The organism is Streptomyces olivaceoviridis (assembly GCF_014650115.1).
GTDB classification, from domain to species: Bacteria; Actinomycetota; Actinomycetes; order Streptomycetales; family Streptomycetaceae; genus Streptomyces; species Streptomyces olivaceoviridis.
Map to the genome: position 1 here is coordinate 36,732 of NZ_BMUI01000024.1, position 18,452 is coordinate 55,183.

Consider the following 18,452-nt stretch of genomic DNA (forward strand, 5'->3'; position numbering starts at 1 on the left):
CTCCGTCACCCCTCACGATGAGCGCATGGAACCGATCTCCCTGGACGCGGCCCTCGCCTCCTTCTCCGAGCAGTGGAGCCCCCGCATCGTCACCGCCGTCAACGACTACGACGTCCGCGTGGCGAAGGTGGAGGGCGCACACCTCTGGCACGCGCACGAACACACCGACGAGTTCTTCCTGGTCCTCTCCGGTGAGCTGCACATCGGCCTGCGCGAACCGGCCGGCGAACGCACGGTGGTCCTGCCCAGGGGGTCGGTGTTCACCGTCCCGCGCGGCACCGAACACAAGCCGTACGCGCCCGTGCCCACCGAGATCCTGGTCTTCGAGCCCACCGGGACGCTGACCGTCGGCGACCGGCACGAGGAGGTCCCCGGCCACGTGGACGCGACCACGGGTCACGCGCTGTCGTGACCCGATCCTGACGGGACGCCGGAATCCACCGGGACACCAGGTGTTCCGTGGATGAACTTCCGGTTCCCCCACGGGCGTTGGCCAACCAACGGGGCCGGCCCCGAGTCGAACGGTGCGGACGCCGGCGGAAGCCGGCCGAACAGTCCGCCCGTTCCTCCCGGAGGTCCACCATGTCCGCTCGCGCCCACCACCGCCGGCCCGTCCGCGCGCTCGCCCTGGCCGTCGGCACGGCCGCCGCGCTGGCCGTGCCGTTCGCCCTGTCCGGCACCGCGTCGGCGGCCACCTCGCCCGCCACCGCCGAGGTCAACCCGTACGACTGGCAGCTCACCTACAGGGCCGCCCCCGGCCAGACCAACAAGGCCAGCGTCACCGCGTCGCTCACCGCCGACCGCACCGGCATCACCTACGTGATCGACGACGCCGTCGCGATCAAGGCGGGCCACGGCTGCGCCCACCCGGACGGCGCGGACCACACGAAGGTCTCCTGCACGGTCACCATGCTCGACAGCCAGGACCCGTACGCCGCCCTGGTCGTGGACCTCGGCGACCGCGACGACACCCTCACGTACAAGAACGCCACCGACCAGATCTACTACTACGCCCAGATCTCCCTGGGCCCCGGCAACGACAAGGCGACCGACTCCGGCCGCCTCGACGGCGCCTACGTCTCGGGCGACGCGGGCAACGACCGGCTGACGGTCGGCAAGGAGGGCCTGGCCTGGGGCGGCGACGGGAACGACACGATCAACGCGAGCGGCGGCGACAACATCGTGCAGGGCGGCAAGGGCGACGACGTGCTGCACGGCGGCGCCGGCGCCCAGGACCTGGCCGGTGACGACGGCAAGGACACGATCACCGGCGGCACCGGCGACGACACCCTGTACGGCGGCAAGGGCGACGACGTCCTGTACGGCAACAGCGGCAACGACAGGCTGTACGGCAACAGCGGGAACGACAGGCTCTACGGCGGCCCGGGCCGGGACACGCTCTCCGGCGGCCCCGGCCGGAACGTGGTCCACCAGGGCTGACGGCCGCGCCGGTCACGGGCGGGCCGCCCCGCGCCCGGGTTATCCACAGGCGCCGAAACGGCTGTCGGCGTCAGGTGGCACTCTTGGAGCCATGACCGACTCCGCACCCCGACGCGCCCGAGTCCGCGCCCCCGAGCTGATCGGAAAGGGCGGCTGGCTGAACACGGGAGACCAGCAGTACACCCTCGCCGACCTGCGCGGACGCATAGTCGTCCTGGACTTCTGGACCTTCTGCTGCATCAACTGCCTGCACGTCCTGGACGAGCTGCGCGAGCTGGAGGAGAAGCACCAGGACACGCTCGTGGTGATCGGGGTGCACTCGCCGAAGTTCGTGCACGAGGCGGAGCACCAGGCGGTCGTGGACGCCGTGGAGCGCTACGGCCTGGCGCACCCGGTCCTGGACGACCCCGAGCTGGCCACCTGGAAGCAGTACGCGGTCCGCGCCTGGCCGACGCTCGTGGTGATCGACCCCGAGGGGTACGTCGTCGCGCAGCACGCGGGCGAGGGGCATGTGCACGCCATCGAGCGGCTGGTGACCGAGCTGGAGGCCGAGCACGAGGCCAAGGGCACCCTGCGCCGTGGCGACGGGCCGTACGTCGCACCGGAGCCGGAGCCGACGGCGCTGCGCTTCCCGGGCAAGGCCCTGCTGCTGCCGTCCGGCACCTTCCTGGTCAGCGACACCACCCGGCACCAGCTGGTGGAGCTGGCCGAGGACGCCGAGACCGTCGTACGACGCATCGGCTCCGGCACGCGCGGATTCGCCGACGGCGGTCCGCGGGAGGCGTCCTTCAACGAGCCGCAGGGCCTCGCCCTCCTCGACGACGGCTCGGTGGTGGTCGCCGACACCGTCAACCACGCCCTGCGCCGCCTGGACCCGGTCACGGGCGAGGTGACCACCCTGGCGGGCACCGGGAAGCAGTGGTGGCAGGGCTCGGCGACCTCCGGCCCGGCCCGCGAGGTGGACCTCTCCTCGCCGTGGGACGTGGCGGTCTTCGGCGGCAAGGTGTGGATCGCGATGGCGGGTGTCCACCAGCTGTGGACGTACGATCCGGCCGAGCGCACGGTCGCCGTGGCGGCCGGCACCACCAACGAGGGCCTGGTGGACGGGCCCGCGGCCGAGGCCTGGTTCGCCCAGCCCTCCGGCCTCGCGGCCACCGCCGACCGGCTGTGGCTCGCCGACTCCGAGACGAGCGCCCTGCGCTGGGTCGGCCTCGACGGGCAGGTGCACACCGCCGTCGGCACCGGCCTGTTCGACTTCGGCCACCGGGACGGCGCCGCCGGCCAGGCCCTGCTCCAGCACCCGCTGGGCGTCACCGCCCTGCCGGACGGCTCGGTCGCCGTCGCCGACACCTACAACCACGCCCTGCGCCGCTACGACCCGGCGACCGGCGAGGTCACCACGCTCGCCACCGATCTGCGCGAGCCCAGCGACGCCGTCCTGGTCGGTGAGGACATCGTGGTCGTGGAGTCGGCCCGGCACCGGCTGACCCGGCTGCGGCTGCCGGAGGAGGCGGTGCGCGTGGAGTCGGTCGCCCACCGCACCCAGCGCGCCGCGACCGAGGTCGTCCCCGGCGCACTGCGCCTGGACGTGATCTTCCAGGCCCCGGCCGGCCAGAAGCTCGACATGCGCTACGGCCCCTCGACCCGGCTGCTGGTCTCCGCCACCCCGCCCGAGCTGCTGCTCAAGGGCGAGGGAGCGGACACCGACCTGTCCCGCGACCTGGAACTGAACCCGGACGTCACGGAGGGCGTCCTGCACGTCTCCGCGATGGCGGCGTCCTGCGACGACGATCCGGCCAACGCGTACCCGGCCTGCCACGTCCATCAGCAGGACTGGGGCGTCCCGGTCCGCCTCACCGAGGGCGGTGCGGACCGGTTGCCCCTGGTGCTGGCCGGGATGGACGACGCCGCCCCCGGACAGGGCTGAGCGGCGCGGTCGGCGGGCACGGTGCCGGGCAACGGTCGAACCCACCTGCACGGGCCGGTGGGTTCAGCCGTCAGACGCCGTAGCCGTCGGAGTAGCCGTCGACGCGGTGGTGGCGGGGTTCCTCCTCCACCACCGGCGTCGTCGGCGGGACCACCACGCGGCGGCGCCGGGCTATTCCGCTGAACGTCGCCACGCCGATCAGGCCCACGGCCATCAGGATCAGGCCGACGACAGTGAGGTTGACGCCCTGCATGTGCCAGTCGGTCGCGAACGTCAGAATGGCCCCCACGGCGATGAGGATGATGCATCCGCCGAGACCCATGAGACCTCGCCTCCCCTTCTGGTTCCGGAATCTCCGGTGCCCTCCGGGTACCCGGCGAGGCCCCGACTAGCCCTCCAGGAAGGCGGTCAGGGCGTTCGCCAGGAGGAAGGGGTCGTCGGCGCCGCACAGTTCACGGACGCTGTGCATGGAGAGGATCGCCACGCCGATGTCGACCGTGCGGATGCCGTGCCGGGCCGCGGTGATCGGGCCGATGGTGGTGCCGCACGGCATGGAGTTGTTGGAGACGAAGCTCTGGAAGGGGACGTTCGCCTTCTCGCAGGCAGCGGCGAACACCGCGCGGCCCGAACCATCGGTGGCGTAGCGGTTGTTGACGTTGACCTTGAGGATCGGACCGCCGTTGACCCGCGGATGGTGCGTCGGGTCGTGCCGCTCGGCGTAGTTGGGGTGCACGGCGTGGCCCGTGTCGGAGGACAGGCAGACCGTTGCGGCGAAGGCGCGGGCCCGGTCCTCGAACGACCCGCCGCGCGCGAGGACCGAGCGCTCCAGGACGGTGCCGAGCAGCGGGCCGTCCGCGCCGGTGTCCGACTGGGAGCCGTTCTCCTCGTGGTCGAAGGCGGCCAGAACCGGGATGCGGGTGAGCGCGGCACCGGAGGCCGCCGCGGCGACGAGGGCGGCGACGCCGGCGTGCACGGACAGCAGGTTGTCCATCCGCGGACCGGCGACCAGCTCGCGGTCCCGGCCGAGGTAGGCGGGCGGCTCCACCGGATACGTCATCAGGTCCCAGCCGGCCACCGAGCCCGCCGTCAGCCCGGCCTCCTGCTCCAGAAAGGCGATGAGTTCGCCGTCCCGCACCTCGTTGCCGAGGCCCCACACCGGCTGGAGGTGCCGCTGCTTGTCCAGCTTGAGCCCCTCCGAGCTGACCGAACGGTCCAGGTGGATGGCGAGCTGCGGCACCCGCAGCAGCGGCCGGTCCACGTCGACCAGGACCGAGGAGCCGTCGCGCAGGGTCAGCCGGCCGGCCAGGCCGAGATCCCGGTCCAGCCAGGAGTTCAGCAGCGGGCCGCCGTAGATCTCGACGGCGACCTGGCGCCAGCCGTGCGCCCCGCTGTCCGGGCGCGGCTTGACCCTGAGGTTCGGGGAGTCGGTGTGCGCGCCGATGATGTGGAAGGGGGTGTGCGGCTCGGCGCCCTCGGGCACGTACCAGGCCACGATCGCGCCGCCGCGCAGCACGTACTTGCCGCCGTACGTCCCGTCCCAGGCGTCCGTCTCCGCCACCTGCCGGAAGCCCGCCTTCTCCAGCCGGGCGGCGGCGTTCGCCACGGCGTGGTACGGCGTCGGGCTCGCCGCCAGGAAGGACATCAGGTCGTCGGTGTGGCCGCGGTCGAAGGTGAGAGGCGCGCGCGAAGCGCTCCCGGGAGGGGCGGCGGCGGATGACGGGCGGGCTGGTGCGCTCATGGGATTCACCTTAACGACGTGCACGGGCCCGCTCCCGGTAAGGAGCGGGCCCGTGCGAGGAATCGGCGGGGTCGTCCGGAACGTCCGGACGGGCCGTTTAGAACGCCGCCTCGTCCAGCTCCATCAGGTCCAGCTCGACGCCCGCGGCGACCTTGCGGGCGAGGGTGACGCCCGGCAGGACGTTCGCCGCGAAGAACTTCGCCGCGGCGATCTTGCCCGTGTAGAACGCCTTGTCCTTCGCCGAGGCCGTGGCCAGCTTCTCGGCGGCGATCGCGGCGCCCCGCAGGAGCAGGTAGCCGACGACGACGTCACCGGAGGCCATGAGCAGGCGGGTGGTGTTCAGGCCGACCTTGTAGATGTTCTTGGTGTCCTGCTCGGTGGCGGCGAGGTCGGTCAGCATCAGGCCGACGATCGCCTCCAGCTCCACGGCCGCCTTGGCCAGGTGCTCGCGGGCGCCGGCCAGCTCCTCGCCGCCGGTGCCGAGCGCCAGGAACTTCTTGATGTCCTCGGCGAGGGAGTTCAGCGCGGCGCCCTGGTTGCGGACGATCTTCCGGAAGAAGAAGTCCTGGCCCTGGATCGCCGTGGTGCCCTCGTACAGGGTGTCGATCTTGGAGTCCCGGATGTACTGCTCGATCGGGTACTCCTGGAGGAAGCCGGAGCCGCCGAAGGTCTGGAGCGACTGGGCGAGCTGCTCGTAGCCCTTCTCGGAGCCGTAGCCCTTGACGATGGGCAGCAGCAGGTCGTTCAGCGCGTGCTCGGCGGAGGCGTCCTCGCCGTTCGCCTCCTTGATCTGGATCGCGTCCTGGACCGAGGCGGTGTGGAGGACGAGGGCGCGCATGCCCTCCGCGTACGCCTTCTGCGTCATCAGCGAGCGGCGCACATCGGGGTGGTGGGTGATGGTGACCTTGGGCGCGGTCTTGTCCATGAAATTGGCCAGGTCCGGGCCCTGGACGCGCTCCTTGGCGTACTCCAGCGCGTTGAGGTAGCCGGTGGACAGCGTGGAGATCGCCTTCGTGCCGACCATCATGCGGGCGAACTCGATGATGCGGAACATCTGGCGGATGCCGTCGTGCCTGTCGCCGATCAGCCAGCCCTTGGCGGGGTGCTTGTCGCCGAAGGTCATCTCGCACGTGTTGGACGCCTTCAGGCCCATCTTGTGCTCGACGTTGGTCGCGTAGACGCCGTTGCGCTCGCCCAGCTCGCCGGTCTCGAAGTCGAAGGTGTACTTCGGGACGAGGAAGAGGGACAGGCCCTTGGTGCCGGGGCCGGCGCCCTCGGGACGCGCGAGCACGTAGTGGAGGATGTTCTCCGACATGTCGTGCTCACCGGAGGTGATGAAGCGCTTCACGCCCTCGATGTGCCAGGAGCCGTCCTCCTGCTGCACGGCCTTGGTGCGGCCGGCGCCGACGTCCGAGCCCGCGTCGGGCTCGGTGAGGACCATCGTCGAGCCCCACTGCTTCTCGACGGCGATCTTGGCGATGTGCTTCTGGACCTCGTTGCCCTCCTCGAAGAGGATGCCGGCGAACGCGGGGCCGGAGGAGTACATCCACACGGCCGGGTTGGCGCCCAGGATCAGCTCGGCGTAGGCCCAGATCAGGGAGCGCGGCGAGGTGGTGCCGCCGATCTCCTCGGGCAGGCCGAGCCGCCAGTACTCGGAGTCCATGAAGGCCTGGTAGCTCTTCCTGAAGGACGCGGGCACGGGCGCGGTGTTGGTCTCCGGGTCGAAGACCGGCGGGTTGCGGTCGGCGTCGGCGAAGGACTCGGCCAGCTCGTTCTCGGAGAGGCGGGTCAGCTCCTCCAGGACGCTCTTGGCGGTCTCGACGTCCATCTCCTCGAACGGGCCGGTGCCGTACACCTTGTCGCGCCCCAGTACTTCGAAGAGGTTGAACTCGATGTCGCGGAGATTCGACTTGTAGTGCCCCATGGCGACGGCTCCGTAGAGGGATCGGCGAGGCACTTGCTCCTCGCACCTAGTTCACATACCAACAAGTAGCTCCGATGATGCTACCCGCCGGTAATAAGAAGCAACCCCGATCCGGGCATCTGTGACCCACCCCTCGCCCGGCGCTCAGTACTCTTACGCGCATGTACGGATACGGCCAGCCCATGGACGGGGGTGCTGCCCAGCAGCAGTACGCCTCGTCGCAGCAGCAGATGCCGGGTGGTGCCGGCGGGTACGGGCAGCAGCCGCCGCTGTACCCCGAGCCGTCGCCGCCCTCGCTCGCGGACGCGGTGCGCGCCTTCACGACCGGGCAGATGTCCGCCGAGGACTTCCAGCAGATCTTCGCCACGTCGAAGGTGTACTGCCCGCGCGGCGACACCCCCGGCTTCCTGGCGCTGCACAACACCCAGCAGCCGGTGATCCCGATGTTCACCTCGCTGAAGGAGCTGCGCCGGTACGCCGGCAAGGAGTCCAAGTACTTCGTCATCACCGGCGCCGAGGTGATCGACCTGCTCCCGACCGGCTACGGCTTCGTCCTGGACATGGAGGGCGAGCACCGGATGGTCTTCGACGCGAAGGCCGTCGAGCAGATGGTCGACTTCGCGATGCGCCGCATGTACGGCTAGACGCCACTGCCGCGCGGACGGCGGTTGATCCGTGCCCGCGCACCGTGAGCCCGGAGGGAATGCCCTCCGGGCTTTCTCTGTTCTGGGTGGCAAGAAGTTCAACGCTCAACTAAAGTGGGCGTACCAAGGAGGTACCCACCATGCCTGCACACTTACATCATCGACGGCGTCTTCGACCACCATGACAGCAACGGTGGCGGCGGCACCATCACCAACGGCGACACCCAGTGGATGACCGCGGGCTCGGGCCTGCTGCACATCGAGGCCCCGCCGGAGTCCCTCGTCGTGTCCGGCGGCCTCTTCCACGGGCTCCAGCTGTGGGTGAACCTCCCCGCCAAGGACAAGATGATGGCCCCGCGCTACCAGGACATCCGCGGCGGCAACGTCCAGCTGCTCACCACCCCCGACGGCGGCGCGCTGCTGCGTGTCATCGCCGGCGAGCTGGACGGCCACCAGGGCCCCGGCATCACCCACACCCCGATCACGATGATCCACGCGACCGTCGCCCCGGGCGCGGAGATCACCCTGCCGTGGCGCGAGGACTTCAACGGTCTGGCGTACGTCCTCGCGGGCCGCGGCAGCGTCGGTGCGGAGCGCCGCCCGATCCACCTGGGCCAGACGGCCGTCTTCGGCGCCGGCTCCTCGCTCACCGTCCGCGCGGACGAGAAGCAGGACTCGCACACCCCGGACCTGGAGGTCGTCCTCCTCGGCGGACAGCCCATCCGGGAGCCGATGGCCCACTACGGCCCGTTCGTCATGAACACCAAGGACGAACTGATGCAGGCCTTCGAGGACTTCCAGAAGGGCCGGCTCGGCAGCATCCCGGCGGTCCACGGGATGACCGAGGGCGGCATCTGACCGCTCCCCGGCGAAGGCGGCGGTCCGCGGACGACCCGCGGGGCGCCGCCGGCTCCCCCTGACGACCCCGGCCGCACACCGGCCGGGGTCGGCGTCTTCTCACCCGCCCGGACCCGTGTCACAGGACAGTTCCGGTGCCCCGTGATCCGCTGGACGCGTGCAGTTCCTCCCTGTCGCCGTCCGCCGGTTCGCCGCCTGGTGTGTCGTGCTGCTGCTCGCCGCCGGGGTCGGATGGGTCGGTGTGCGGCTGTGCGCGGAGTTCCGTACGGCCGTCACACCGGTGCTGCTCGCCCTGCTCGGGACCGCGCTGCTCGGGCCGCTGTACCGGCAGCTGGTGCGGGCGGGGGTGCAGACGTCGGTGGCGGCCGGGCTCACCTGCGTCGCCGTCGTGGCCGTCGTCGGCGGTGCCGTGTACATCGTCGTCGCCGCGCTCGTCGACACCGGCGCGGAGATCCTCGCCTCGCTGCGGCACGCGGCCAAGGGGGTCGCACGGCACTTCGGCGCCGCCGGGACGAGTCTGGACGACCTCGCCGCCAACGCCCGGCAACTGCTGGGCAAGTTCGGCAGCACCGCCGCGTCCAACGTCATCAGCGGCGTCAGCGTCGTCGCCGAGTCCATCGCCATGGCCGTGCTCGCCCTGCTGCTCGTCTTCTTCTTCCTGCGCGACTCCCACCGCGCCATGGCCGGCCTGCGCTCGCTCGCGCCCGGCGGCAGCGCCGAGCTCCTGGAGGCCATCGCCCGGCGGTCCTTCGCCGCGGTGGAGGGCTTCATGCGCGGCACGACCTTCATCGCGCTCATCGACGCCCTGTGCATCACCGTCGGCCTGCTGATCCTGCGCGTGCCCGGTGCGATCGGGCTCGGCGCGCTCGTCTTCGTCGGCGCCTACATCCCCTACCTCGGCGCCTTCCTCTCCGGCGCGGTGGCCGTGCTGGTCGCCCTCGCCGACCGGGGCTTCGTCATCGCGCTGTGGGTGCTCGGGGTGGTGCTGGCGGTGCAGGTGCTGGAGGGGCATGTGCTGCAACCGGTGATCCAGAGCCGGACCGTGCAGATGCACCCGGCCGTGGTGATGGTGACGATCACCGCGGGCGCCTCCGTCGCGGGCGTCCTCGGCATGCTCCTCGCCGTCCCGCTGACCGCGGCGGCCTTCGGGGCCGTCCAGGAGCTGCGGGGGCGTCAGGCCACCTCCTCCGACGCGCCGGCCCCGGAGCCCCCCGGTTCGTAGAGCTCGAACCAGATGCTCTTGCCCTCGCCCCGCGGGTCCACCCCCCAGCCGTCCGCGAGGAGTTCGATCAGCATCAGGCCGCGCCCGGAGGAGGCCAGTTCACCGGGGCGGCGCTTGTGCGGGAGGTCGTCGCCGGTGTCGAAGACCTCCACCCGCAGCCGCCGCCCGGTGCCCTCACCCATGACCTCCGCGAGCAGCAGCGCGTCGGCGTCCGTGTGCACCAGCACGTTGGTGACCATCTCCGAGACCAGCAGCACCGCCGAGTCCACCTGCTCGGCCGCCGCCCAGTCGTGCAGCAGCCCGCGCAGGTGCTGGCGGGCCTCGGCGATCCGCTCCGGCTCGTCCTGCGCCACCGACAGCAGTGTGCGCCGTACCGCCGGCCGTACCGCGACGGTGCCGCCGCACTCGCTGCCCTCCCCCGGCCGGCACAGCAGCAACAGCGCGATGTCGTCCTCACGGCGGTCGGCCAGCGGGCCGGTGGTGTGGTGCGAGGACGGCCCGTGCACCCCCTGCACCAGCGCGTCGGCCAGCGACTCCAGGTCGCCCTCGTGGTCCTCCAGGATCGCCCGCAGCCGGCGCCAGCCGCTCTCCATGTCGTGCCCGCCGGTCTCGATCAGGCCGTCGGTGCACAGCATCAGCGTCTCGCCGGGTTCTAGCGTGAACCGGGTCGTCGGGTAGTCGGCGTCCGGGTCGAGGCCCAGCGGCAGCCCGCCCGCCGTCGGCCGCGTCATCACCGTGCCGTCCGTCATCCGGATCACCGGGTCGGGGTGCCCGGCGCGGGCGATCTCCAGCCGGCCGGTCGGCGGGTCGGCCTCCACGTACAGGCAGGTCGCGAAGCGGAGGTCGGCCAGCGCGTCCTCCCCGGCGTCCTGGGTGAGGCCGTGCAGGAAGCGGGAGGCGCGGGTGAGGACCGCGTCCGGGCGGTGCCCCTCGGAGGCGTAGGCGCGCAGCGCGATCCGCAGCTGGCCCATCAGGCCGGCCGCGCGCACGTCATGGCCCTGGACGTCCCCGATGACCAGCGCGAAGCGGCCGGAGGGCAGCGGGATCATGTCGTACCAGTCGCCGCCGACCTGGAGTCCGCCGCCGGTCGGGATGTACCGGGCGGCCACCCGCATCCCGGGGACCTCGGGGCCGAGCGAGGGCAGCATGGAGCGCTGGAGGCCCTCCGTCAGCTCCCGCGCGGACTCGGCGGCACCGGCCCGGGACAGCGCCTGGGCGAGCATCCGGGCGACCGTCGTCAGGACCGCGCGCTCGTCCGGGGTGAACGCCACCGGATAGGTGAAGGCGGCCATCCAGGCGCCCATCGTGCGCCCGCCCGCCGTCAGTGGCAGGAACGCCCAGGAGCGGCGCCCGAAGTGCCGGGCGAGCGGCCAGGTCGCCGGGTAGCGGTCCCGGTATTCCTCGGGTGAGGACAGGTACACCGCACGGCCCGTGCGGACGACCTCGGCCGCCGGATAGTCGGTGGCCAGCGGCATGTTCGAGAAGGGGCCCATGTCGGCGGGGGTGTGTCCGTGCTGCCCGGTGATCGTCAGCCGGTCGCCCTCGACGCCGAACACCACGAGCCCGTCCGGCGAGAACCCCGGCATCGACAGGGCGCCCGCGACCCGCAGCACCTCCGCCGTGGACCGGGCCTCCGCCAGCGCCCGGCCCGCGTCCAGCAGGAACGCCTCCCGGGAGCGCCGCCAGTCCCCGGTGACCGCGCTGCGGCCGGCCGCCGTGCCCGGGGTCGGCTCGGTCACCTCCTGGAGGGTGCCGATCAGCTCGTACGTATGCCGCTCGGGGTCGAAGGACGGCTTCGACCGGCTGCGGACGACCCGCAGGATGCTGCCGTCCCCGTCCATGATCCGGATGCGCACCTCGGCGAGGGTGCCCTCGGCGACGGCCAGCCGCACCACGCCGGTGATCTCGTTCCAGTCGACCGGATGGAAGCGGGCCCGGGTCTGCGCCTCCGTGAGGGTGGCCGGCTCCGCGGGAAGGCCGAGCAGCCGCGCCGCCTCCGCGTCGACGGTGACCAGCCCGGTGTCCGTGTCCCAGTGCCAGAGCCCGGTCGCCAGGGCGGCGAGGACGTCCTCCACGGAGGGCAGTGGCTCACCTGTGCGCATTGCCCCACTTTATGGAGAGGTGTGCGAAGCCTGCCACCGTAGGCGGGCGAGCGGTACGGGCGGTAATGGTGGGAGCCGATCTTGGGGTGCCCGGTACCCTTGGGATGGCCTAGGCCGTACCCGCCTGGCGACACCCGATCCGCAAAGACTGGATGAACGACGATGCATCGGTACAGGTCCCACACCTGCGGCCAGCTCCGCGCCTCTGACGTCGGCACCGACGTCCGGCTGAGTGGCTGGCTGCACAATCGGCGCGACCTGGGCGGCATCCTCTTCATCGATCTCCGTGACCACTACGGCATCACGCAGCTGGTCGCGCGCCCGGGCACCCCGGCGTACGAGGCCCTGGACAAGATCTCCAAGGAGTCCTCGGTCCGTGTCGACGGCCGCGTTGTTTCACGTGGAACCGAGAACGTGAACCCCGACCTGCCCACCGGCGAGATCGAGGTCGAGGTCGCCGAGGTCGAGCTGCTCGGCGCGGCGCAGCCCCTGCCCTTCACCATCAACACCGAGGACGGGGTCAACGAGGAGCGGCGCCTGGAGTACCGCTTCCTGGACCTGCGCCGCGAGCGCATGCACCGCAACATCATGCTGCGCACGTCCGTGATCTCCGCGATCCGCCAGAAGATGGCGGCGATGGGCTTCAACGAGATGGCGACGCCGATCCTGTCCGCCACCTCCCCCGAGGGCGCCCGCGACTACGTGGTCCCCTCCCGTGTGCACCCGGGCAAGTTCTACGCGCTGCCGCAGGCGCCGCAGCAGTTCAAGCAGCTGCTGATGATCTCCGGCTTCGACCGCTACTTCCAGATCGCGCCCTGCTTCCGTGACGAGGACGCCCGCGCCGACCGCTCGCCCGGCGAGTTCTACCAGCTCGACGTGGAGATGAGCTTCGTCGAGCAGGAGGACGTCTTCCAGCCGATCGAGAAGCTCATGACGGAGCTGTTCGAGGAGTTCGGAGGCGGCCGTCACGTCACCTCTCCGTTCCCCCGTATCCCGTTCCGCGAGGCGATGCTGAAGTACGGCTCGGACAAGCCGGACCTGCGCGCCAAGCTGGAGCTGGTCGACATCACCGACGTCTTCGAGGGCTCGGAGTTCAAGGCCTTCGCGGGCAAGCACGTGCGCGCGCTGCCGGTGCCGGACGTCTCCGCGCAGCCCCGCAAGTTCTTCGACCAGCTCGGTGAGTACGCCGTCGAGCAGGGTGCCAAGGGCCTGGCCTGGGTGCGCGTGGCCGAGGACGGCTCGCTCTCCGGCCCGATCGCGAAGTTCCTCACCGAGGCGAACGTCGCCGAGCTGACCAAGCGCCTCTCCCTGGCCCCCGGCCACGCCGTCTTCTTCGGCGCCGGCGAGTACGACGAGGTCTCGAAGATCATGGGCGCGGTCCGTGTGGAGGCGGCCAAGCGTGCCGGCCACTTCGAGGACGGCGTGTTCCGGTTCTGCTGGATCGTCGACTTCCCGATGTACGAGAAGGACGAGGAGACCGGCGGGATCGACTTCTCCCACAACCCCTTCTCGATGCCGCAGGGCGGCCTGGAGGCCCTCCAGACCCAGGACCCGCTGGACGTCCTGGGCTGGCAGTACGACATCGTCTGCAACGGCGTCGAGCTGTCCTCCGGCGCGATCCGGAACCACGACCCGGAGATCATGCTCAAGGCCTTCGAGATCGCGGGCTACGACCGGGAGACCGTCGAGGAGAAGTTCGCGGGCATGCTGCGCGCGTTCCGCTTCGGCGCCCCGCCGCACGGTGGCATCGCCCCGGGTGTGGACCGGATCGTCATGCTCCTCGCGGACGAGCCCAACATCCGCGAGACGATCGCCTTCCCGCTCAACGGCAACGCCCAGGACCTGATGATGGGCGCCCCGACCGAGCTGGACGAGTCCCGCCTGCGCGAGCTGCACCTGACCATCCGGAAGCCGCAGCCGAAGTAAGCAACCGGGAATTCCCCGGCCGTGCGCGCCGATCCGTCCTGACCCGCTCCGGACGATCGGCGCGCACAGCCGTCTCCGGGCCCGGTGACAGCTTCCGCTCCTACGGTCCCGGCCCATGACAGACGGACGACGACACCACCGCGGACCTCTGTTACATGGGCGGCGGAGGCGGTGGCCCGGCCCCGACCGGCACCCCGACGGCAACCCCGACCGGTACGCCCACGGGCGCGCCTCCGTCGTACGACCGCAAGCGCGTCGCCGTGGTGTGCGGGCCCGGCTCATCCTGGGCGTGGCCCCGGACGAGACGCACGACGGCGGCTGATCCGGTTCACTCGCCCTGCTCGTCGGTCTCGGTGTCCGGGGACGCGCCCTCCTCCAGCAGCCGCTCGGCGATGTCGTCGGACCAGTGCTGGGCCCAGGCGCGCAGGGCGGCGACGGCGGCCTCGTCCAGGCCGTGGCGGAGGAAGTCCCTGTCGGAGTAGAAGTCCGTGCCCGTCAGCCGGGACTGGAGGGTCGGCAGGTCGAACGGGTCATGGGCGTGCCGACGGCCCAGTTCCTCCAGGGCGGGCAGGGGGAACCGGGCCGCCGCGGCCTGCGCGTCGATGAGGTCGACGGCCGCGCCCCGGTCGTACAGGGCGCGGATCTTCGTGCCGACGGCGTCCGCCAGGGAGAGCGCCGGACCGTACCCGGTCAGTTCCGGCGGCTGCCAGAACGCCTCCTTGTGCAGCGCGAGCGCGCACGGCTCGCCGGTCGGCGGGTCCGTGACCGTCAGCTGTGCGGTGCGCGCGGTGACCGCGCCGGTCCGCACCCGCCGCCCCCGCGCCTCCAGGGCCGCGCCGACGGCACCGGCGATGTGCTCGATGGCCTCGGCGCTCTCGGTGGCGAAGTCCAGGTCGGCGTGCGGGCGGCGGAGCAGTCCGTGCGCCTGGAGGGCGTAGCCGCCGGCCAGGACCAGACCGTACGGGCCGCCCACGGCGACGACGTCCGCGAGGAGTCGGCGATGGGGTTCGGGGATGTCCACACCAAGATCTTTCCGGCTTCCGGCCGCTCATGCGCGACGAGCGGCAACTTTCCCCGCCGCGGCGGCCACTGAGGAGGTGTGGGGCACGTACGACAGCCCCCTGAGGACTCCTCCGTGGCAGCTCCCTCCCACCGCCGGTCCCTCCGCGGGCGGCGCGCCCTCGTCGTCTGCGGCGAAGGGCCCGGGGAGCGTGTGCTCCCCGGGCCCTTCCGCTCGTGCCACGGCTCAGGCGGCCGGCTTCTCCTCAAGGCGCGGGAAGAGGACCGCGCCCTTGGTGATCGTCGAACCCGCGGGCAGCTTGCCCCACTCGCCCGCGTCCTGGATCCGCTGCGTGGCCAGTGCGCCGAGGCCGGCCTCCGCGCCCAGGGAGTCCCAGAGCTTCTGGGAGGTCTCCGGCATGACCGGGTTCAGCAGCACGGCCACCGCGCGGAGGGCTTCCGCGGCCGTGTAGAGGATCGTCGCGAGGCGGGCCCTGCCCTCCTCGGACTCGTCCTTGGCCACCTTCCACGGCTCCTGCTCCGTGATGTAGCCGTTGACCTGCTTGACGAAGTCGAAGACGGCCAGGATGCCGCCCTGGAAGTCCAGCTCCTCGCCGATGCGGCGGTCCGCCTCGGCCACGGCCTTGGCCAGGCCGTCGTGGACCGCCTTCTCCGCCTCGCCGTCGGCGGCCGACTCCGGCAGCGTGCCGCCGAAGTACTTGCCGACCATGGCGGCCACGCGGGAGGCGAGGTTGCCGAAGTCGTTGGCCAGCTCGGAGGTGTACCGGGCGGAGAAGTCCTCCCAGGAGAAGGAGCCGTCCTGGCCGAAGGCGATGGCCCGCAGGAAGTACCAGCGGTAGGCGTCCACGCCGAAGTGCGAGGTGAGGTCCTGCGGCTTGATGCCGGTCAGGTTCGACTTCGACATCTTCTCGCCGCCGACCATCAGCCAGCCGTTGGCCGCGATCCTGCCGGGGAGCGGGAGACCCTGCGCCATCAGCATGGCGGGCCAGATCACCGCGTGGAAGCGGAGGATGTCCTTGCCGACCAGGTGGACGTCGGCGGGGAACGTGGCCTCGAACTTCTCCTGGTTCTCGTTGTAGCCGACCGCCGTGGCGTAGTTGAGCAGCGCGTCGACCCACACGTAGATCACGTGCTTGTCGTCCCAGGGGATCGGGATGCCCCAGTCGAAGGTCGAGCGGGAGATGGAGAGGTCCTGGAGGCCCTGGCGGACGAAGTTCACGACCTCGTTGCGCGCGGACTCGGGCTGGATGAAGCCCGGGTTGGCCTCGTAGTGGGCGAGGAGCTTGTCGGTGTACTCGCTCAGCTTGAAGAAGTAGTTCTCCTCGCTGAGGATCTCCACCGGCTTCTTGTGGATCGGGCACAGCTTCTGGCCCGCGTACTCGCCCTCGCCGTCGAGCAGTTCGCCGGGGAGCTTGTACTCCTCGCAGCCGACGCAGTACGGGCCCTCGTAGCCGCCCTTGTAGATCTCGCCCTTGTCGTACAGGTCCTGGACGAATTCCTGGACGCGGTCGGTGTGCCGCTTCTGCGTGGTGCGGATGAAGTCGTCGTTCGCGATCTCCAGGTGCTCCCAGAGAGGCTTCCAGGCCTCGGTGACGAGCTTGTCCGCCCACTGCTGGGGCGTGACCCCGTTCGCCTCGGCCGTGCGCATGATCTTCTGACCGTGCTCGTCCGTGCCGGTGAGGTACCACACCTTCTCGCCGCGCTGACGGTGCCAGCGGGTGAGCACGTCGCCTGCGACGGTCGTATAGGCGTGGCCCAGGTGAGGAGCGTCGTTGACGTAGTAGATGGGGGTGGAGACGTAGTACGCCTTGCCACCCTGCTTCTCGGATCCAGTGGCCGCCATAAGTCGAAATCCTACTGGCCCGCCGGAGATCGACTCACATGCGTTTCGGGGGGTGGACGGGTGTCCACCCCCCGGTGGGGCTCACGGGCGCCAGGTGGCCAGTACGCCCTCGTAGAGCTCCGTGTCGGTGAGCTCGCGCGGGGTCGGGCCCGCGTGGAAGAAGGACGTGTTGCCGGTCTTCAGCTTGCGGAGGTAGTCGAAGGCCTTGTTGTCGTGGTCGCCGAAGGCGACGAAGGAGAAGAAGAGGGCGGGGTGCCGGGTGGCGGCCTCGGTGAGCGACTGGGTGGCGGGGGTCTTGGCGTCCGGGGCGCCGTCGGTCTGGAACACGACCAGGGCGGGGGTGCCGGGGGCGGCGTTCTCCTCGTAGTGCGTGACGACGGCCTCTACGGCGGCGTGGTAGCTGGTGCGGCCCATGCGGCCGAGGCCGGCGTGCACGTCGTCGATCTTCGTCTCGTGGTCCGGGGTGAGGGTGAGGTCGGCGGTGCCGTCGACCTCCGTGGAGAAGAAGACGACGTGGACCGTGGCCTCGGGGTCGAGGTGGGCGGCGAGGGCGAGGGTCTGGTCGGCGAGGGCCTGGGCGGAGCCGTCCTTGTAGTACGGCCGCATGCTCGCGGAGCGGTCGAGGACGAGGTAGACCTTGGCGCGGGTGCCGGTGAGGTCGGTCTTCTTGAGGGTGGTCGTGGCGGCCTTGTAGGCGGTGGTGAGGGACGGGGTGCGGTTCCGTACCCGGGTGAGCGGGACGGCCGGCTGGGGCTTGGGCTCCGCCTCGGCTTCGCCGGTTGCCTGCGGCGCCGCTGCCGTGGCGGGTGCGGGCTCCGGTGCGGGTGCGGGTGCGGGTGCCGGGTCCTGGTCCGCCTCGGCTTCGCCGGTTGCCTGCGGCGCCGAGTCCGCCTCGGCTTCGCCTTCGGCGTCCGGGTTCCCACCCGCACCACCCGTGCGGCTTTCGTCGTCGGCTGCGGGTGGCCCCTGGGGGGTGTCCTCGCCGTCGGCGGCCTGCGGGGCGGTGGTCGTCTCGGCGGCTACGGCCGCTTCGTCGGCCTCCGCTTCCGCGTCCGCCTCCGCCGTAGCAGCAACCTCCACCTCTGCCTCCGGCTCCGGCTCGGTCGCCGGTTCCGCTTCTGTCGGAGCCGCAGCCTTCGCTTCCGCCTCCGGCTCGGTCGCCGGTTCCGCCTCTGCCTCCGGCTCGGTTGTCTCCGTGCCGGCCGCCGACTCGGGCTCAGGCTCCTCGGTCGTTTCCTCGGTCTTCGGCTCGGCTTCCTCGGTCGGCTGCTCGGCCTTCGGCTCGGGCTCCTCGGTCGGCTGCTCGGCCTTCGGCTCGGGCTCCTCGGTCGGCTGCTCGGCCTTCGGCTCGGGCTCCTCGGTCGGCTGCTCGGCCTTCGGCTCGGGCTCCTCGGTCGGCGGCTCGGGCTCTGTCGGAGTTGTCGGCGCGGTGTTCTCGTCCGTCTCGGCCGGAGGCTGCTGGTCGGGCTTGTCCTCGGGGCGGGCGGGGGTGGGCGCTTCGCTCTTCTCCTCCTCGGCCGTCACCGGGTCCGTCTCCTCGGTCCCGGCCGGAGTCGGGTCCGCCGGCTGGGCAGGGGCGGTCTTCACCTTGTCGAAAGCCGCTGCCACCAGCTCGTGTTCCTCGGCCGCCGCCACCGGTTCGTGTTCCTCGGTGGGGGTGCGGCGGGGTTCCGGGACCGAGGGGGAGTGCGCGGGGGTCTCGGTCGCACCCTCCGGCTCGGTGGCTCGTGCTTTGCGTGAGCGGCCGAACGCGTTCCGCAGGAGAGTGAGAATGCCCATGTGCGCAACCCTTCGTGAGGTGTAGCCGT

The 18,452-nt window shown here is 71.4% G+C and carries 13 protein-coding genes and 1 pseudogene; 7 read left to right on the plus strand and 7 right to left on the minus strand.

Translation table 11 applies throughout. From position 1 onward, the window contains the following. Positions 1–25: 25 nt before the first annotated feature. From IE273_RS33365 to IE273_RS33375, 3 genes are all read left to right on the plus strand, one after another. Positions 26–412, plus strand: a complete 387-nt coding sequence (locus IE273_RS33365; protein ID WP_229887788.1) for a cupin domain-containing protein — start codon at positions 26–28, stop codon at positions 410–412. A gap of 170 nt (positions 413–582) precedes the next feature. Continuing rightward, positions 583–1,440: a calcium-binding protein gene (locus tag IE273_RS33370; protein WP_189818869.1), complete on the plus strand. Its 858-nt coding sequence runs from the start codon at positions 583–585 to the stop codon at positions 1,438–1,440. A gap of 91 nt (positions 1,441–1,531) precedes the next feature. Next, positions 1,532–3,367 (plus strand): thioredoxin-like domain-containing protein, encoded by a 1,836-nt coding sequence (locus IE273_RS33375; protein ID WP_189818870.1) that lies wholly within the window; start codon positions 1,532–1,534, stop codon positions 3,365–3,367. 70 nt (positions 3,368–3,437) lie between these two features. Here IE273_RS33375 and IE273_RS33380 read toward each other — a convergent pair whose 3' ends face one another. From IE273_RS33380 to IE273_RS33390, 3 genes are all read right to left on the minus strand, one after another. After that, the gene (locus IE273_RS33380; protein ID WP_014673852.1) at positions 3,438–3,689 is read right to left on the minus strand and encodes a DUF6458 family protein; all 252 of its coding nucleotides are present in this window, start codon (positions 3,687–3,689) and stop codon (positions 3,438–3,440) included. Positions 3,690–3,755: 66 nt separating this feature from the next. Continuing rightward, positions 3,756–5,105: a M18 family aminopeptidase gene (locus tag IE273_RS33385; RefSeq protein ID WP_189818871.1), complete on the minus strand. Its 1,350-nt coding sequence runs from the start codon at positions 5,103–5,105 to the stop codon at positions 3,756–3,758. 97 nt (positions 5,106–5,202) lie between these two features. Next, entirely contained in the window at positions 5,203–7,029 is a 1,827-nt protein-coding gene (locus tag IE273_RS33390; RefSeq protein ID WP_189818922.1) for an acyl-CoA dehydrogenase, read from the minus strand. 161 nt (positions 7,030–7,190) lie between these two features. Here IE273_RS33390 and IE273_RS33395 point away from each other — a divergent pair, with 161 nt between their 5' ends. The 3 genes and pseudogenes from IE273_RS33395 to IE273_RS33405 all read left to right on the plus strand — a co-directional run bounded on the left by IE273_RS33395 (position 7,191) and on the right by IE273_RS33405 (position 9,753). Then, positions 7,191–7,673 (plus strand): SseB family protein, encoded by a 483-nt coding sequence (locus tag IE273_RS33395; RefSeq protein ID WP_189818872.1) that lies wholly within the window; start codon positions 7,191–7,193, stop codon positions 7,671–7,673. Between the two features lie 150 nt (positions 7,674–7,823). Beyond that, positions 7,824–8,531: pseudogene (locus IE273_RS33400) on the plus strand (pirin family protein); the annotation flags it as partial. A 157-nt stretch (positions 8,532–8,688) separates the two neighbouring features. Further along, on the plus strand, positions 8,689–9,753 hold the full coding sequence (locus tag IE273_RS33405) for an AI-2E family transporter (RefSeq protein WP_189818873.1): 1,065 nt from the start codon (positions 8,689–8,691) through the stop codon (positions 9,751–9,753). Here the strand turns inward: IE273_RS33405 and IE273_RS33410 are convergent. Next, positions 9,705–11,855, minus strand: coding sequence for a SpoIIE family protein phosphatase (locus IE273_RS33410; RefSeq protein WP_189818874.1), 2,151 nt, complete (start codon positions 11,853–11,855; stop codon positions 9,705–9,707). The genes IE273_RS33405 and IE273_RS33410 overlap by 49 nt on opposite strands. A 162-nt stretch (positions 11,856–12,017) precedes the next feature. Between IE273_RS33410 and aspS the strand changes: the two genes are divergently transcribed. Continuing rightward, positions 12,018–13,781: an aspartate--tRNA ligase gene (aspS, locus tag IE273_RS33415; RefSeq protein WP_014673860.1), complete on the plus strand. Its 1,764-nt coding sequence runs from the start codon at positions 12,018–12,020 to the stop codon at positions 13,779–13,781. A 328-nt stretch (positions 13,782–14,109) separates the two neighbouring features. Here the strand turns inward: aspS and IE273_RS33420 are convergent, their stop codons facing one another. The 3 genes from IE273_RS33420 to IE273_RS33430 all read right to left on the minus strand — a co-directional run bounded on the left by IE273_RS33420 (position 14,110) and on the right by IE273_RS33430 (position 18,423). Further along, positions 14,110–14,802 carry a nucleotidyl transferase AbiEii/AbiGii toxin family protein gene (locus IE273_RS33420; protein ID WP_189818875.1) on the minus strand — a complete coding sequence of 231 codons (693 nt, stop codon included), beginning with the start codon at positions 14,800–14,802 and terminating at the stop codon, positions 14,110–14,112. 225 nt (positions 14,803–15,027) lie between these two features. Continuing rightward, on the minus strand, positions 15,028–16,644 hold the full coding sequence (gene metG, locus IE273_RS33425) for a methionine--tRNA ligase (RefSeq protein ID WP_189818876.1): 1,617 nt from the start codon (positions 16,642–16,644) through the stop codon (positions 15,028–15,030). Positions 16,645–16,725: 81 nt separating this feature from the next. Next, entirely contained in the window at positions 16,726–18,423 is a 1,698-nt protein-coding gene (locus IE273_RS33430) for a VWA domain-containing protein (protein WP_189818877.1), read from the minus strand. Between the last annotated feature and the right edge of the window lie 29 nt (positions 18,424–18,452).

Bases quoted from the DNA above. Each gene is read 5' to 3' on its own strand.
- IE273_RS33365 (WP_229887788.1), top strand. From the start codon at position 26: ATGGAACCGATCTCCCTGGACGCGGCCCTCGCCTCCTTCTCCGAGCAG.
- IE273_RS33375 (WP_189818870.1), top strand. From the start codon at position 1,532: ATGACCGACTCCGCACCCCGACGCGCCCGAGTCCGCGCCCCCGAGCTG.
- IE273_RS33430 (WP_189818877.1), bottom strand. From the start codon at position 18,423: ATGGGCATTCTCACTCTCCTGCGGAACGCGTTCGGCCGCTCACGCAAA.
- aspS (WP_014673860.1), top strand. From the start codon at position 12,018: ATGCATCGGTACAGGTCCCACACCTGCGGCCAGCTCCGCGCCTCTGAC.
- IE273_RS33410 (WP_189818874.1), bottom strand. From the start codon at position 11,855: ATGCGCACAGGTGAGCCACTGCCCTCCGTGGAGGACGTCCTCGCCGCC.
- IE273_RS33385 (WP_189818871.1), bottom strand. From the start codon at position 5,105: ATGAGCGCACCAGCCCGCCCGTCATCCGCCGCCGCCCCTCCCGGGAGC.
- IE273_RS33390 (WP_189818922.1), bottom strand. From the start codon at position 7,029: ATGGGGCACTACAAGTCGAATCTCCGCGACATCGAGTTCAACCTCTTC.
- IE273_RS33380 (WP_014673852.1), bottom strand. From the start codon at position 3,689: ATGGGTCTCGGCGGATGCATCATCCTCATCGCCGTGGGGGCCATTCTG.
- metG (WP_189818876.1), bottom strand. From the start codon at position 16,644: ATGGCGGCCACTGGATCCGAGAAGCAGGGTGGCAAGGCGTACTACGTC.
- IE273_RS33370 (WP_189818869.1), top strand. From the start codon at position 583: ATGTCCGCTCGCGCCCACCACCGCCGGCCCGTCCGCGCGCTCGCCCTG.
- IE273_RS33395 (WP_189818872.1), top strand. From the start codon at position 7,191: ATGTACGGATACGGCCAGCCCATGGACGGGGGTGCTGCCCAGCAGCAG.